General features: G+C 75.0%; 11 protein-coding genes. 1 reads left to right on the forward strand and 10 read right to left on the reverse strand.

Features of this window, described 5'->3' with window-relative positions; translation table 11 throughout:
• Positions 1-366: 366 nt before the first annotated feature.
• Entirely contained in the window at positions 367-1179 is an 813-nt protein-coding gene (locus ACZ7C5_RS08380) for a TrmH family RNA methyltransferase (protein ID WP_401087537.1), read from the reverse strand.
• A gap of 88 nt (positions 1180-1267) precedes the next feature.
• On the opposite strand from ACZ7C5_RS08380, the gene ACZ7C5_RS08385 reads away from it, so the two are divergent.
• The gene (locus ACZ7C5_RS08385) at positions 1268-4009 is read left to right on the forward strand and encodes a SpoIIE family protein phosphatase (RefSeq protein ID WP_470322273.1); all 2742 of its coding nucleotides are present in this window, start codon (positions 1268-1270) and stop codon (positions 4007-4009) included.
• A gap of 64 nt (positions 4010-4073) precedes the next feature.
• Here ACZ7C5_RS08385 and cobA read toward each other — a convergent pair whose 3' ends face one another.
• From cobA to ACZ7C5_RS08430, 9 genes are all read right to left on the reverse strand, one after another.
• The gene (gene cobA, locus ACZ7C5_RS08390) at positions 4074-5321 is read right to left on the reverse strand and encodes a uroporphyrinogen-III C-methyltransferase (RefSeq protein WP_470322274.1); all 1248 of its coding nucleotides are present in this window, start codon (positions 5319-5321) and stop codon (positions 4074-4076) included.
• 107 nt (positions 5322-5428) lie between these two features.
• Positions 5429-9412, reverse strand: coding sequence for a nicotinate-nucleotide--dimethylbenzimidazole phosphoribosyltransferase (cobT, locus tag ACZ7C5_RS08395; RefSeq protein WP_470322275.1), 3984 nt, complete (start codon positions 9410-9412; stop codon positions 5429-5431).
• A gap of 517 nt (positions 9413-9929) precedes the next feature.
• Positions 9930-11192, reverse strand: coding sequence for a precorrin-6y C5,15-methyltransferase (decarboxylating) subunit CbiE (gene cbiE, locus ACZ7C5_RS08400; RefSeq protein ID WP_470322276.1), 1263 nt, complete (start codon positions 11190-11192; stop codon positions 9930-9932).
• Between the two features lie 137 nt (positions 11193-11329).
• Positions 11330-11992 carry a GNAT family N-acetyltransferase gene (locus ACZ7C5_RS08405; RefSeq protein ID WP_401087543.1) on the reverse strand — a complete coding sequence of 221 codons (663 nt, stop codon included), beginning with the start codon at positions 11990-11992 and terminating at the stop codon, positions 11330-11332.
• Positions 11993-12191: 199 nt separating this feature from the next.
• Complete coding sequence (locus ACZ7C5_RS08410; RefSeq protein ID WP_401087544.1) at positions 12192-13016, reverse strand: MetQ/NlpA family ABC transporter substrate-binding protein; 825 nt, start codon at positions 13014-13016, stop codon at positions 12192-12194.
• Between the two features lie 58 nt (positions 13017-13074).
• Positions 13075-13806, reverse strand: coding sequence for a methionine ABC transporter permease (locus tag ACZ7C5_RS08415; protein WP_401087547.1), 732 nt, complete (start codon positions 13804-13806; stop codon positions 13075-13077).
• Positions 13803-14828: a methionine ABC transporter ATP-binding protein gene (locus ACZ7C5_RS08420; RefSeq protein WP_470322277.1), complete on the reverse strand. Its 1026-nt coding sequence runs from the start codon at positions 14826-14828 to the stop codon at positions 13803-13805. The genes ACZ7C5_RS08415 and ACZ7C5_RS08420 overlap by 4 nt, the downstream gene beginning before the upstream one ends.
• A gap of 509 nt (positions 14829-15337) precedes the next feature.
• Positions 15338-15838, reverse strand: a complete 501-nt coding sequence (locus ACZ7C5_RS08425) for a GNAT family N-acetyltransferase (RefSeq protein WP_401087551.1) — start codon at positions 15836-15838, stop codon at positions 15338-15340.
• 204 nt (positions 15839-16042) lie between these two features.
• Entirely contained in the window at positions 16043-16300 is a 258-nt protein-coding gene (locus ACZ7C5_RS08430) for a winged helix-turn-helix domain-containing protein (RefSeq protein WP_401087553.1), read from the reverse strand.
• Positions 16301-16400: the final 100 nt, after the last annotated feature.

Here is a 16400-nt window from a genome sequence, read left to right on the forward strand (position 1 = left end):
TCGCCGCCGCCTCCCGCACCTCGGTGGCGGACCCGCAGGCGGCGGCCAGCTGGCGGCTGGAGGGCAGCACGGTCGTCCGCGAGGAGCACGCGGCCGCCACCGGCGCGGTCACCTCCACCCGCTACACCGTCCGCGCCGACGGCACCCTCGACGAATCCTGGCCCGGCGCCACCACTCCGCCCCCCGCCGCCGCCCCGGCCCCGCCCACCGCCCCCACGGGCTGACCGCGCGACGTCGGGCAGGCCTGCTTCAGGCTGGCGGGTTTCCGGCTGGCCGCTTCCGGCGCGGGGCGGTTCCGAAGGCGCAGCGAACACGCACGAGACGTCGGACCGGCCGACTTCTCGAGCCCCGGCGCGGGTGGAGGGACTACGGGGTGGCGGTACTGACGGCGTAGAACGCGACGGCCGCGGCGGCGCCGACGTTGAGCGAGTCGATGCCGTGGGCCATCGGGATGCGGACCGGGTGGTGGGCCGCGGCGATGGCGTGGGGGGTGAGGCCGTCGCCCTCGGCGCCGAGCATCAGGGCCGCCTTGGGGAGGCGGTCCGGGGTGAGGGTGCGGAGGTCGACGGCGGTGTCGGCGGGGGTGAGGGCGAGCAGGGTGAAGCCGGCCTCGCGGACGGCGTCCAGGGCGGCGGGCCAGGGGTCCAGACGGGCGTACGGGACCGCGAAGACGGCGCCCATCGAGACCTTGACGGCACGCCGGTAGAGCGGGTCGGCGCAGTCGGGCGAGAGCAGCACGGCGTCCATGCCGAGGGCCGCGGCGCTGCGGAAGATGGCGCCGAGGTTGGTGTGGTCGACCAGCCCTTCCAGCACGGCGACCCGGCGGGCCCCGGCGAGCACGTCGGCGGCGTCCGGGAGGGGCTTGCGCTCCATCGAGGCGAGGGCGCCGCGGTGCACGTGGTAGCCGGTGACGGCCTCGGCGAGCCCGGGCTCGACCACGTGGACGGGGGCGTCGGCCTCGGCGATGACGTCGCCCATCGCCTCCAGCCACTTGGCGGTGAGCAGCATCGACCGCATCCGGTAGCCGGCGGCGAGGGCGCGGCGGATGACCTTCTCCCCCTCGGCGATGAAGAGGCCTTCGGCGGGCTCGCGGCGTCGGCGCAGCTCGACGTCGGTGAGGCCGGTGTAGTCGGCGAGGCGCGGGTCGGCCGGATCGGTGATGGTGCGGGGTTCGGACACCCTGTGATCTTGCCAAGCCCTGCCGGGGAAGGCCAAACGGCCGGGGAGCGGGGTGGTCCCCGGCTAGCCGTAGTGCAAATATGACCGTATGGCCCGAAATTCGGGCCGATCCTGGGCTCCGTCGGCCTCTGCCGCCACTGGCACCGCCGGCTCCTCCGGTGGGCGCCCACACGGTCGGCCGCAGCTGCCGCACGCGAAGCGGCGGTGGTCGGTGTGGCACCGTTCGGTGGCGGGGCAGGTGTTCGCGCTCCAGGTCCTGGTCGTACTGCTGCTCGTGGTCGCGGCCGCGGTGGCGCTGGTGGTGCAGTCCCGCAACGACACCGAGCACGAGGCACGCAACCGTTCGATGGCGGTGGCGCAGACCTTCGCCGGCTCCCCCGGCATCGTCGACGCGCTGCGCTCCCCCGACCCCACGGCCATCCTGCAGCCGAGGACGCAGTCCGCCCGGATCTCCGCCGGCGTGGACTTCATCGTCGTGCTGAACAACCAGGGCATCCGCTACACCCACCCGAACCCGGAGCGGATCGGCCAGAAGTTCGTCGGCACCTATCAGCCCGCGCTGCGGGGGCACGTGGTGTCGGAGGAGGTCGCGGGGACGCTTGGTCCGCTCGTGCAGGCGGTGGTGCCGGTGTACGCGCCGGACGGCTCGGTGGTCGGGCTGGTCGCGGCGGGTGTCACGCTCAGCAGCGTCAGCAGCGCGAGCGAGCGGCAGCTGCCGGTGGTGCTGGGCGCGGCGGCGGCCGCGGTGGGGCTGGCCACGCTCGGGACGGCGCTGATCAGCCGGCGGCTGCGGCGCCAGACGCACGGGCTCGGACCGGTCGAGATGACGCGGATGTACGAGCACCACGCGGCGGTGCTGCACGCGGTGCGCGAGGGCGTGATGATCGTCGGCGGGGACGGGCGGCTGCTGCTCTGCAACGACGAGGCGCGCCGGCTGCTGGACCTGCCGCCGGACGCCGAGGGCAGGCCGGTGACCGGACTGGGCCTGGAGCAGGCGCCGCTGGAGCTGCTGACCGCCGGCCGGCCGGTGACCGACGAGGTGGTGCCGTCCGGGGAGCGGCTGCTGGCGGTGAACGTCCGGCTGATCGACCGGCCCGGCGACCGGCCCGGCTGCGTCGCCACGCTGCGCGACTCCACCGAGCTGGCGGCGCTGTCCGGCCGGGCCGATCGCGCCCAGCGCCGGCTGCGGCTGCTGTACGACGCCGGGGTGACGGTGGGCAGCACGCTGGACGTGACGCGGACCGCGGAGGAGCTGGCGCAGGTCGCGGTGCCGCGGTTCGCGGACTTCGTCACGGTGGACCTGGCGGACCAGGTGCCGGCCGGGGAGGAACCGCCGCCCGGCCCCTCGCTGGGGCGGATGCGCCGCGCCGCGTTGGCCGGCGTACAGGACGACGCGCCGTTCTACCCGGTCGGCACGGTGCTGGACGTGGTGCCCTCGACCCCCCTGGCCGGGGCGCTGAACAGCGGGGAGCCCGGCATGGAGCCGCGCCTGGCGGAGGCCACCCGGTGGCGGGAGCAGGACCCGGAGCGGTCGGCGCAGGTGCTGGCGTACGGGGTGCACTCGCTGGTCCGGGTGCCGCTGCGGGCGCGCGGGGTGCTGCTGGGGGTGGCCAGGTTCTGGCGGGCGCAGCGGGCGGAATCGTTCGAGCCGGAGGACCTGGCGCTGGCCGAGGAGCTGGTGGCGCACGCGGCGGTGTGCATCGACAACGCCCGCCGCTACACCCGGGAGCACACCATGGCGGTGACGCTCCAGCACAGCCTGCTGCCGCGCAGGCTGCCCGAGCAGACCGCGCTGGACGTGGCGCACCGCTACCTGCCGGCCCAGGCCGGGGTGGGCGGGGACTGGTTCGACGTGATCCCGCTGCCGGGCGCGCGGGTGGCGCTGGTGGTCGGGGACGTGGTCGGGCACGGACTGCACGCGGCGGCGACGATGGGCCGGCTGCGCACGGCGATCCACAACTTCTCGACCCTGGACCTGCCGCCGGACGAACTGCTGGGGCACCTGGACGAGCTGGTGAACCGGATCGACCAGGACGAGGCGGCGGGCGGCGAGCGCGCGGAGCTGGCCGGGGCGACCTGCCTGTACGCGATCTACGACCCGGTGTCGCGGCGCTGCACCCTGGCCACCGCAGGGCACCCGCCGCCGGCCGTGGTGGACCCGCAGGGCCGGGTGGTGTTCCCGGAGCTGCCGACCGGGCCGCCGCTGGGTCTGGCGGTGCTGCCGTTCGAGACCGCCGAGCTGGAGCTGGCCGAGGGCAGCCGGCTGGTGCTGTACACGGACGGGCTGGTGGAGGACCGGAAGCGGGACATCGACGAGGGGCTGGAGCTGCTGCGGGCCGCGCTGGCCGGATCGCCCCGCACGCCCGAGCAGACCTGCGCGGACGTGCTCGGGGCGATGCTGCCGGTGCACCAGCAGGACGACATCGCGCTGCTGGTGGCGCGGACCAGGGTGCTGGCGCCGGACCAGGTGGCGCAGTGGGAGGTGCCCTCGGACCCGGCGGCGGTCGGCGAGGTCAGGGCCGCGGTCGCGGAGCGGCTGACGGCCTGGGGGCTGGCCGAGGCCGCGTTCGTCACCGAGCTGATCCTGAGCGAGCTGGTGACCAACGCGATCCGGTACGGCTCCGGACCGATCCGGGTGCGGCTGCTGCGGGACCGCTCGCTGATCTGCGAGGTCTCGGACGGCAGCAGCACCTCGCCGCACCTGCGGTACGCGGCGACCGAGGACGAGGGCGGGCGCGGGCTGTTCCTGGTCGCGCAGTTCGCGGACCGCTGGGGGACGCGCTACACGGCCACCGGGAAGGTCATCTGGACGGAGCAGCCGCTGGAGTAGCCGTGGGGCGGGAGGCCGGCCGGGCGGGCTTCCCGCTCCGGCCGGCCTCCTGCCCCGGGCCGGCCTACGGCCGGAAGGCGGCGGCCAGCACGTTGACGACGTCGCCGACCACGATGACCGCCGGGGGCTTCACGCCCTCGGCCTCGACCACGGCGGCGACGGTGCCGAGGGTGGCGTCCACCCGGCGCTGGGCCGCGGTGGTGCCCTCCTGGACGACCGCGACCGGGGTGTCCGCCGGCCGGCCGTACTCGACCAGCCGGGCGGCGATCGCGCCGATCTTGTCCACGGCCATCAGCAGCACCAGGGTGCCGCTCATCTTCGCGGCGGCCTCCCAGTTGGTGAGCGAACGCTCGTCGTCCGGGCCGACGTGGCCGGAGATCACGGTGAACTCGTGGGTCATGCCGCGGTGGGTGACCGGGACGCCGGCCGCCGCCGGGACGCTGATCGAGCTGGAGATGCCCGGGACGACGGTGACCGGCAGTCCGGCCTCGACGCAGGCCAGCAGCTCCTCGCCGCCGCGGCCGAAGACGTACGGGTCGCCGCCCTTGAGCCGGACCACGAACTTGCCGGCCTTGGCGTGCTCGACCAGGGTGCGGTTGATCGCCTCCTGGGCCATGAACCGGCCGTACGGGATCTTGGAGGCGTCGATCACCTCGACGTGCTCGGGCAGTTCGGCGAGCAGCTCGCGCGGGGCGAGCCGGTCGGCGACCACCACGTCGGCGTCGGCGAGCAGACGTCGGCCGCGCACGGTGATCAGGTCGGGGTCGCCGGGGCCGCCGCCGACCAGGGCCACGCCGGCGCCGTGCGCGCGGTACTGGCGGGCGGCGAGCGAGCCGTCCCGCAGGCCGTCCACGATGGTGTCGCGCAGGGCGGCGGAGTGCCGCGGGTCGCCGGTGAGGACGGCGACGGTGGCGCCCGCGTCGCGGCCGCTGGCCGGGGTCCAGGCGGTGGCCGCGGCGGCGTCGTCGCTGCGGGAGCAGAACACCCGCTCGCGCTCGGCCTCGGCGCTGACCGCCGTGTTGACGGCCTGGTCGTCGGTGGCGACCAGGACGTACCAGGCACCGGCCAGGTCGCCGTCCCGGTACGGGCGGGCGTGCCAGGTGAGTTCACCGGTGTCGGCCATGGCCTGGACGGCCGGGGTGGTGACCGGCGATATCAGGTGCAGTTCGGCGCCGGAGGCGATCAGGGCGGGCAGCCGCCGCTGGGCGACCTGGCCGCCGCCGACCACGACGACGCGGCGGCCGGCCAGCAGCAGGCCGACCGGGTAGGGGGTACGGCCCTCGGTGCTCGGGTGCGGGGTGGGCGCGGTCATCGGCGGTGCTCCTGGATCGGGGGGAGGGTGTGGGGACGGTACGGCACGACACCGCTCCGCGGTCCGGCGCGCCCTCGGGCCGGTCCACGGAGCGGTGACGGGGTGCGTCAGGCCTTCTCGGTGACCCCGGCGGAGTCGAAGGTGGCTACATCGTGCATCGCCCGGGCCGCGCTCTGCACCAGCGGCAGGGCCAGCAGGGCACCGGTGCCCTCGCCGAGCCGCAGGTCCAGGTCGATCAGCGGACGCAGGCCGAGCTTCGCCAGCGCGGCCTGGTGGCCGGGCTCGGCGGAGCGGTGGCCGGCGATGCAGGCGGCCAGCACCTCGGGGGCGATGGCCTTGGCGGCCAGCGCGGCCGAACCGGCGATGACGCCGTCCAGGACCACGGGGGTGCGCAGCGACGCGGCGCCCAGCAGGAAGCCCGCCAGCGCGGCGTGCTCCAGGCCGCCGACGGCCGCGAGGACGCCGACCGGGTCGCTCGGGTCGGGCCGGTGGAGGGCCAGCGCGGCGCGGATGACCTCGATCTTGCGGGCGTGGGTCTCGTCGTCGATGCCGGTGCCGCGGCCGGTGACCTCGGCCGGGTCGAGGCCGGTGAACACCGAGATCAGGGCGGCCGAGGCGGTGGTGTTGGCGATGCCCATGTCGCCGGTGACCAGCGCCTTGTTGCCCGCCGCGACCAGGTCGCGGGCGGTCTCGATGCCGACCTCGATGGCCTTGAGGGCCTCCTCGCGGGTCATCGCCGGGCCCTGGGTCATGTCGGCGGTGCCGGGACGGACCTTGCGCGGCAGCAGGCCGGTGGCGCGCCCCTGCTGGACGGCGTCCGGCAGCTCGGCGGCGACGCCGACGTCGACCACGCAGACCTCGGTGCCGATCTGCTTGGCGAAGGAGTTGACCACCGCTCCCCCGGCCAGGAAGTTGTCGACCATCTGGGCGGTCACCTCCTGCGGCCAGGGGCTGACGCCCTGGGCGTGCACGCCGTGGTCACCCGCGAAGATCGCCACGCAGGCGGGCTCCGGGATCGGCGGCGGGCACTTGCGGGACAGGCCGCACAGCTGGGCCGAGATGATCTCCAGCATGCCGAGCGAGCCGGCCGGCTTGGTCATCCGCTTCTGCCGGTCCCAGGCCTCGCCGAGCGCCTTGGCGTCCAGCGGGCGGATGCCGCGCAGGGTCTCGGCGAGCAGGCTCTGCGGCTCCTCGCCGGGCAGCGCGCGGTTGCCGTACTGCTCCTCGTGGACGACCCAGGACAGCGGGCGCTTCTTCGCCCAGCCCTGCTGCTCCAGCTCGGGCTCGTCCGGGAACTCGTCGACGAAGCCGACGCACAGGTAGGCGACGACCTCCAGGTGCTCGGGCAGGCCGAGCTCGCGGACCAGTGCCTCGTCGTCGAAGAAGCTCACCCAGCCGACGCCCAGGCCCTCGGCGCGGGCGGCCAGCCAGAGGTTCTCGACCGCCAGGGCGGCCGAGTACGGGGCCATCTGCGGCTGGGTGTGCCGGCCGAGGGTGTGCCGGCCGCCTCGGGTGCGGTCGGCGGTCACCACGATGTTGACCGGGGTTTCGAGGATGGCCTCGATCTTGATTTCCTTGAACTGCTTGGCCCGGCCCTTGGGCAGCGAGTCCGCGTACGCCTCGCGCTGGTGCTCGGCCAGGGCGTGCATCCGCCTGCGGGTCTTCGCCGAGCGGATCACCACGAAGTCCCAGGGCTGCGAGTAGCCGACGCTGGGCGCGGTGTGGGCGGCCTCCAGGACGCGGATCAGCACCTCGTGCGGGATCGGGTCCGGACGGAAGCCGTTGCGCACGTCGCGGCGCTCGCGGATCACCTGGTGGACGGCCTCGCGGCCGGCCTCGTCGTAGCCGGGGGCGGCCGGGCCGCGCGGCTCGGCGGGCTCCTCGGGCTGCGGCTCGGGCTGCTCCCCCGCCTCGTCGGCGGCGGGCTGCTCGGGCTGCTGGGCCTGCTGCTCGGCGGCGGGCTGCTCGACGGCCTCGGCGGTCTCGGCGACCTCGACGGCTTCGGCGACCTCGGTGGCGGGCTGCTCGGTGGCTTCGGCGGGAGCCTCGGCGCCCTGCCCCGCGGCCTGCACGGCTTCGGCGGCGACGGGCTCCGCGACGGCGACGGGCTCGGTCCCGGCCGGGGCCTGCGCCTGCTCGGCGGGGGCCTCGGCCTCCGGAGCGGCGGCCGGCTGCCCGGCGGCGGCCTCGGCGGGTACCACGGCCTCGGCGGCCTCGGCAGGGGCGGCGGCGTCGGCGGCGGGCTGCTGCTCGGCCGTGGCCTCCGGCGCGACGGCTTCGGCGGGCTGCGCCGGCTCCGTCCCGGCGGCGGCCTCGGTCGCGGCCTCGGTCGGCACCTCCGCGACGGGCTCGGCGGCGACGGTGGCGTCAGCCGCCGCGGGCACCTCGGCGGTCTGCTCCGCGACCGGCTCGGCGGGCGCCTCGGCCGGGGCCGCGGCCTCCTGCTGCGGCTGCTCGGCCTCGGCGACGGGCTCGTTCACGGCCTGGCCCGAAGGCATCTCGCCGGTGCCGGCGGCGGTCTCGGCGACCGGCTCCACCACGGGCTCCTCGACGGCCTCCGGCGCGGTCCCGGCCGGCTGGGCCTGCTCGGCGGCCGGAGCGGACTCGGCGCCCGCCACGGCCTCGACGAGCTGAGCGGCCTCGACGGCATGGACGGCCTCGGCCGGCCCGGCGGCCTGCGGCGCGTCGGCGGCCGCTATGGGCGCGGGCTGCTGCGGGGCCGCTTCCTCGACGGCCGGAGCCTGCGCGGGCGCCTGGACCTTGGGCAGGCCGTGCGGGGTGGGCGCGGCGAGGAAGGCGGAGATCCGGCGCGGCTGACCGGCCGGGGCCGCGGCCTCGGGCTGCTCGGCGGGCAGCGCGGCGCCGTCGGCGGCAGCGCCCTCGACCGCGGCGGCCTCCGTGACGACGGGCTCGGCGACGGCGGGCTCGACGACGACGGCCTCGACGGCGGGCACGCCGGCCGCCTCGGCCACCGGCGGCACGGCCTCGGCCGGCTCCGCCACGACGGCCTGCGGAGCGACCGCGACGGCCTCCACCACGGCCTCGGGGACGGTCCCCTCCCGAACGGCCTGAACGGCCTGGACGTCCTGGACGTCCTGGACGTCCTGGACGTCCTGAACCGCGGCGGCCTGGACGACCTCCGGCATCTCGACGACCTCGATCACCTCGATCGCCCCGACCGTCTCGACGGACGGCACGGCCTCGACCGGGTACGCGTGCAGCGGCACCTGCTGGACCTGCTGCGCCTGCTGGGGCTGGTGGAAGTCCGGCGCCTGCGCCGGCTGCTGCCCGTCCACGACGGGAACGCCCGGGGCCACCGGAGCGACCGGCGCCACCGGGACGGCCTGCGGCGCGGCGACCGGAGCCTGGGCGACGGCCTCGGCCACCGGCGGACGGCCGACCACCGGGATGCCGTGCGCGGGCGTGCCGCCCTGCGAGGGGCCGCGGTCGGCCAGCGAGCGGACCGGCACCTGGCCGGTCATCAGCGACGGGTCCGGGATCGGCGGCCCGGCGTGCAGCGGGCGGCGCGGCTGCTGAGCCTGCGTCATCGGCTGCTGCACCTGCGGCTGCGTCTGGACGGGATGCCTGCCGTGCTCGGCGCCGAGCACCGGCGGGTCCACCGGCGGCCAGGACGGCTCGACCGGCGTGCCGTCCTGCTGCGGCGCGAGCGGCACCTGCTCGGCCGGGACGGCCGCCAGCGGCTCGCCCCAGGAGCCCTGCGGTCCCGGCATCAGCAGCACGTCGTCATCGTCGTCCAGGCCGTCCGGCGTGTCGGGCTGGTCGAGGAAGTGGAAGGCGGGGCGCGGGGCGCCCTGGTCGACGGCCCAGCCCTCGCCGGGGTGGCCGGGCTGGGGCATCCCGGGAACGCCGTAGCCGTGCTGGCCCTGCGGCGGGATGACGCCCGCGCCCGGGGGCATCGCACCGGACACGCCGCCGATCGGGGCCGCCGGGTTCGGGATCACACCGCCGTCCGTCACGAGGCCCTGGAGGGGTGCAACGCCCGCGACGCCCTCCGGTCCGCCGAGCCCGTCGGGCCCGGCGTGCAGGTGCTCCGGCATTCCCTCGCCCGGGACGTGGCCGCCATCGGTCATTGTCAAAGCTCCTTCCAGGCCGCTGCCGCGCCCTCGGCGACGCGATCACCGATCGCAGCGCCCATCCGCGCGGGCCGAACCAGCACCGACCCGCCCCTCATTACATGTGGCCGCCGCGCCGTGGCGCTGCGGCCCAAGTCCTTCCGGCGCACTGCGGCACCCGGCCCGGTGCACCTCCCGTACGGGACGGCACGTCGTCTGAAACAACGACAACCCGGAGCAACCGGCACGACCGCACCGGACCCTACGGCATTCTCCAGGTCCGGCACGAGGCCCGTCGAATTGCCCACACTCCGAACGGAACCGGGTTGCACCGCGTCAAAAAGGTGACAAACCGACTGAATCGGGTGGGTCGCCGACCGATGCAGCCGCCCAGGACGTCACACTACCGGCACGGCGCGGTCACCTCTCGAATAGGTGTCCGGATGCGACCTGGATCACCGTCCACGCCCGCGGACGGTCCCGGTGCACGCCCCCGGCCCGCCCGCCGGGGATCCGCCGGACGGGCCCGAGGCCTTCACACGATCTGCTCACCCCAGAGCACCAGCGCGCCGGTTCCGGCCGCTCCCAGCGCCAGCCCGTCGCCCTCCCCCACCGGCCGCAGCGGGGTCGCCTGGAGCAGCGCGCCGTCCGCCCGGTAGCCGGCCCCGTCGATCGCCCGGCGGACCTCCTCCGCCTCGGCGAGGGTCCGGGGCAGCGCGACGAACCGCTCGGGCCGGCGGGCCAGCACCGCGCGCACCACGTCGAGGCCGCCGGACTCCACCACCGCCGCGTCCGGCTCCGGCAGGCCGCCCAGCACCTCGGGGCCGCTCCCGTACACCGCCTCCACCTCGACGCCGTAGCGGCGGGCGTTGACGGTCAGCCGGGCGCAGGCCGAGCGGGAGCCCTCGACCGCGACCACGGCGGCGCCGAACCTGGCCGCCTCCACCGCGAGGGCGCCGCTGCCGGCGCCGACCGACCAGACCAGGTCCCCCGGACGGGCACCCAGACGGGCCAGCACCAGGGCGCGCACATGGGCGGGGAGCGACTCCGGCGCGCCCGGTGCGCCCGGTGCGCCCTCCACGCGCCCGGCGCCCGCATAGGCGTCACCGGGGAGCGCCCAGCCGCGTTCCGCGCCGGGGTAGCCGACCGGGCGCCCGGCGAGCCAGCCGGCCGCCTCGGTCACCGCGGACTGGGCGGCGCCGCCGATCACCAGCACCACGTTGGGGTCGCGCCACACGTGGTCGGCGATCCGGTCGGAGGTGAGGACGGTGACGTCCTCGTCCGGCGTGCCGAGGGCCTCGCAGACCACGAAGGTCCGGTGCACCCCGCGCAGCATCAGGGCGAGTTCGGCCGGCCCGGCGCCCGGCGCGGTGAGCACCGCGACCTTGGGGTGGGCCCGGCAGATGTTGGCCGCGCGGCGCAGCCGTCCGCCGTGCACGCTGACCACCTGGGCGTCCTCCCAGGGCATGCCGGCCCGGGCGAAGGCGGTGGCCACGGAGGAGACGGCGGGCAGCACCTCCAGTTCGAGGCCGAACTCGGGGCGGCGCAGGGTGCGCACCACGCCGAAGAAACCCGGGTCGCCCTCGGCGACCACGACGGCCGCGCCGCGGTGCTCGGCGATCCTGCGGGCGGCCTCCCGGATGCTGCCGAGGGTGATCCGCTCGGCGGCCTCCGGCACCGGGAGGGCGTTCAGTTGGTAGGGGGCGCCGGCCACCAGGGTCGCCGCGGCCAGGGCCGCGCCGGCGGCCTCGGTCAGCGGGGTGCCGTCCCACCCGATGACCGTGATCCGGTCAGCCATCTGCGGCCGTTCTCCCTCGACTCGGTGCGCCACTCGATCCGCCGTCGTGCGGTGCCGGAGCCGAGGCTACCGGGTGCGTTCGGCCGGAGCCCGACAACTCGCACACATGTCCGCGCTGGGTGAACGGCCCGCGCGCCTCAGTCGCGCAGCACGTAGCGGTGGTCGCCGTGCCAGCCCGCGCGGTGCAGCTCGGGCGACTCCAGGTCCTCGGGGAGCAGGCTCCACAGGATGAGGTCGCTGCGGCTCTCTCCCCCGGTCCGGTGGCCGGGAGGTGCCGCCGGCACCTCGCCGGACTCCCCGCGCACTATCCAGGCGCTGCGCAGCACGCCCTCGCTGATGCCGCCGACCTTCTGGGCGACCTGCTGGGCGGCCGTGTTCCCGGCGGCGGTGCGCAGTTCCAGGCGCAGGAAGCCGCGGTCCTCGAACAGCCACTGGGCGACGCCGAGGACGGCCTCGGGGGCGTAGCCCTCGCCGCGCGCCCAGACGGCGGTGACGTAGGAGATCTCGGTGCTGCGCAGCCGCCAGTCGGTGTTGCGCAGCTCGACCAGGCCGACCAGGCGCTGGGTCAGGTGCTCGGTGACGGCGAAGACGATGCCGCGCCCGGCGGCCCGGTGGCCGGGGGCGAGGGTGCGGGCGAGCTCGGCCGCGTACTCCTCGGTGAAGGGCTGCGGCAGGTCGGTCCAGGCGAGGACGAGGTCGTCGGCCATCATCGTGGCCAGGCCGGGGGCGTCGTCCTCCGCCAGGGGGCGCAGCAGCAGCCGTTCGGTGCTGATGGCGGTCTCGGGGAAGCTCGCTGCCATGCCGTCTCTCCTCGCCGGGTCGTGAACACAACACCGTACGCCTCCGTCGTGCCCCGGATGCCACGCGGTGCGCCGCCCGCACGACGGTACGTCAGATCGCGGCCGGCCGGAGTGTCCCTGGTGCATACTGCCCGACCGGGCCCCCGCCGAGGTGCGGCGGGGGCCCGGTCGGGATCGGGGCGTCGGGCGGGGGCGCGGCTCAGAACGCCGGGATGACCGCACCCTGGAAGGTGTCCTCGATGTACTTCTTGACCTCGTCGGAGTGCAGCAGCTCGGCCAGCTTCTTGACCCGCGGGTCGTTCTCCTTGCCCTTCTTGACGGCGAGGATGTTGGCGTACGGGTTGCCCTCGGCCTTCTCCAGCACCAGGGCGTCGGTGGTCGGCTTCAGGCCGGCCTCGATCGCGTAGTTGCCGTTGATGACGGCGGCGTCCAGGTCGGCGATGGAGCGGGGCAGCTGGGCGGCCTCCAGCTCCTTCCACTTGAGGTTCTTCGGGTTGCCCGTGACGTCGGCCGGGGTGGCGGCGGTTCCGGCGCCGTCCTTGAGGGTGATGAGCTTGTTGTCGGCGAGCAGCTTGAGCGCGCGGCCCTCGTTGGTGGCGTCGTTGGGCAGGCCGACGGTGGCGCCGTCCGGCAGGTCGGCGAGCGACTTGACCTTCTTGGAGTAGGCGCCCAGCGGCTCCAGGTGCACGGTCTCGACCGAGACGATGTCCGTGCCGTTCTTCTTGTTGAAGTCCTCCAGGTACGGCAGGTGCTGGAAGTAGTTGGCGTCGGCCGAACCGTCCTGCACCGCCGTGTTGGGGGTCACGTAGTCGGTGACCTCCTTGATCTCGAGCTTGAGGCCCGCCTTCTCCGCGAGGTTGTCCTTGACGTACTTCAGGATCTGGCCGTGCGGGGTGGGGGTGGCCGCGACCTTGAGCGGCGCGTTGGGGTCCGAGGAGGAGGACCCGGAACTGCCGCAGGCGGCGAGCGAGAGGGCGATGCCGGCGGTGGCGAGGATGCTGGTGAACTTCAGGGCGTTGCGCACGAAAAGTGCCTTTCTGCGTCGAACGGGGAGCCGCGTCCGGGGTCGGACGAGGGGAGGTCTAGTGGGCGCCGAGGTCCTCGTCGGCGGTGGTGGCGGGACGCGGGCGCAGCAGGCGGGTGCGTCCACCGCCGTGGCCCCGGCCGGCCAGCCGGCGCACGGCGTAGTCGCCGGCCAGCTGGATCACGGTGACGATGATCGCGATCTCCGCCACGATGATCCACATGAAGGAGGTCTCGAACCGCAGGTAGCCGTACCGGTAGGCGAGGTCGCCGAGACCGCCGCCGCCGACCGTGCCGGCCATCGCGGAGTAGCCGATCAGCGCGATGACCGTGGTGGTGACGGACGCGACGATGCCGGGGAGGGCCTCGGGGACCAGCACCTTGCGGACCAGCGTCCAGGTGCCGCCGCCCATCGCGTGGACGGCCTCGATCAGGCCGCGGTCGACCTCGCGGACGGAGGTCTCGACCAGCCGTGCGAAGAACGGGATCGCGCCGACGGTCAGCGGCACGGTGGCCGCCTGCCAGCCGAGGGAGTTGCCGGTCAGCCAGCGGGTGAAGGAGATCAGCGCGATCATCAGGATGATGAACGGCATCGAGCGCGTGAGGTTCACGATCGCGCCGAGCACCTTGTTCACCGGCTGGTTCTGGAGCACCCCGCCCTTGGAGGTGAGCACCAGCAGGATGCCGATGGGCAGCCCGAGGAGGACGGTGCAGAGGGTCGAGACCCCGACCATCTGGAAGGTCTCCTGGGTGGCGGGCCACATCAGTTCCTGCATCTGGTCCCAGGTCATGCCACCGCTCCGTTCGCCGCGTCGACCACGTCCACCTGGAGGCCCTGCTCGCGCAGGTAGCCGATCGGCACCACGTTGTCCTGGTGGCTGCCGGGGAGTTCGACCCGCATCCGGCCGACCATCCGGCCGGCGATGGTCTCCACCGCGGCGCCGAGGATGTTGATGTCGATCTGGTAGGTGCGGGCGAGCTGGGAGACGAACGGCTGGGCCGAGCTGTCGCCCTGGAAGGTGATCTCCAGCACGGTGGAGCCGGTGTGGCCGGTGCCGAACTCGCTGAGCGGGAACAGCTCGCGGGCCAGCTCCGACCCGGGCCGCGCCAGCAGGTCGGTGAGCTCGCCGGACTCGACCACCCGGCCGCCGCGCATCAGGGCGGCGGAGTCGCAGACGGACTTGATGACGTCCATCTCGTGGGTGATCAGCAGGACGGTGAGGCCCAGCTGCTGGTTGAGGTCGCGCAGCAGCTTGAGGATCGAACGGGTGGTCTCCGGGTCGAGCGCCGAGGTGGCCTCGTCGGAGAGCAGCACCTTGGGGTCGCCGGCCAGTGCCCTGGCGATGCCGACGCGCTGCTTCTGACCGCCGGAGAGCTGGGTGGGGTAGCTGCGGGCCTTGTCTCCGAGGCCGACCAGGTCGAGCAGCTCGGCGGCCTTGCGGCGGCGCTCGGTGCGGTCCAGGCCGATGATCTCCAGCGGGAGCTCGACGTTCTGCTGCACCGTCCGCGAGGAGAGCAGGTTGAAGTGCTGGAAGACCATGCCGATCCGGCGGCGGGCCTCCCGCAGCTCGCGGCCGGCCCGGTTCTCGCCGCCGGACAGCGCGGTGAGCTCGACCCCGTCCACGGTGACCGTGCCGGAGGTCGGGCGCTCCAGCATGTTCACGCAGCGGATGAGGGTGGACTTGCCGGCACCGCTGGTGCCGACGACTCCGTAGACCTCGCCCGGGCGGACGTGCAGGTCGACGCCGGCGAGGGCGGTCACCTCGCGGCCTCGGGAACGGTAGACCTTCGTCAGGTCCGTGGTGGTGATCACAGCGGCTTTCCGTGGGTCGGGGGCGCGGGCGGCGCGGGACGACCGCCCGACCGGGGTGCGGTCGGCGGCATCGTCACGGCGCTGCGCCGGGGGGATCCGGGCTCGCCACCCCTTGATCGTGGCCGTTGGACGGCCGGGCCCGCGGGCACGGCAGGGGGAGGAGTCCGGGAGGAGGGGCGCGCTCGCACGGGCGGGAGCGGCGCCGGATTCTCGCTTCGGGGCGCGAGGGGAAGGCGCCCTCAGGGGGGCGCCGGGGGCGGTGGCCCTCAGCAGTGACACATTCGACGACACATGGCACGCTCACCTGCCGGCAGGGTGCCGGTGGGGGTCCAGTTCGTCGTCGCAGTCATGTGAGCCAGTAAAACAGATGGGTCGATATCCGCCCAATCATTTGGCGGAGCTGTCCGCAATGCGGACATGCATCGCCGCCACCAGTACGGAGACGGCCCGGCGCCGCCACCGTTGGTCCGGATGGCGGCGGCACCGGGAACGCGCGCGGGACCGCGGGCTCAGGCCGTCGCGGCGAGCGGCGTCATGGCGGGCTTCGCGAGGTGGACGAAGCTCAGCCGGCCGTCGACCTGCTCGACCCGGGTCTGACAGTACCCCTGGCGGGCGTACAGCCGCAGGTTGCCGAGGCTGCGGTGGCCGGTGAACAGCTCGTAGGCGTTCACCGGGCCGTCCTGGGCCATCCGACGCTCCAGCGCGTCCAGCAGCCGGCCGCCGAGGCCGTGGCGCTGCATCCGCGGATGGACGACCAGGCGCCCTATCCGGCCGACGCCGTCGGCGCCGACGTGGCCGCGGACGGTGCCGACCACCTCACCGCCCAGCCGGGCGACCAGGACGTGCTGCTCGGACAGTTCGGCGCGCAGGCTCTCCAGGCTCTGCGTCAGGGGCTCGATCGCCCAGTCGCCGTACAGCTCGGCCTCGGGCTGGTAGCCGAGGTACTGGAGCTTGAGGATCTGCTCCGCGTCCTCGACCTCCGCGGCCGAGATGATCACGCTCTTGCCCATGTGGAGGGGCCTCCCCAGTCGTCGTGCGCGGCGCGCAGAGGGTGGCGCGCTCACGCTCAGTATCCGAGTGATCGCGTCACCGTCAAGGGCTGCGTTCGCCAGCGCTCTACCCGGGCGTCAGCTTCCCTCAACCTTCCGGGGGGCATACGTGAGGAGGGTCACCCCGGGTGCCGCACGGGTTCCGTACGGCCGTTCCCGGGCCGTTCAGGGGTACCGCTCCGCGTGGAGCAGCATCCGCAGGCAGGCCAGGCAGCGGGAGCGGGTGGGGCCGATCGAGCCACGCGGCATGCCGAGCCGCTCGGACAGCTCACGGTACGTGGGCGGCGGGTCCTCGGCGAGGGCGGCGATCAGCTGCGGACATCGGCCGGGCAGGGCGGCCACGGTCTCGCGGACCACACGGCGGCGGCGCTCGGCGAGGTAGACGTCCTCGGCGGAGGGGACGGGTGGGATGGCGGTGCACACACCGTGCATGACGGCGCCGGGCGGGGCCGGTTACGCCCGGGCCGGGGCGCGGACGCGGGAGGGGCGCGCCGGTCGGACCGCCGCGCCCCTCCCCCGTGAC

This window comes from Kitasatospora sp. NPDC036993 (genome assembly GCF_055607525.1).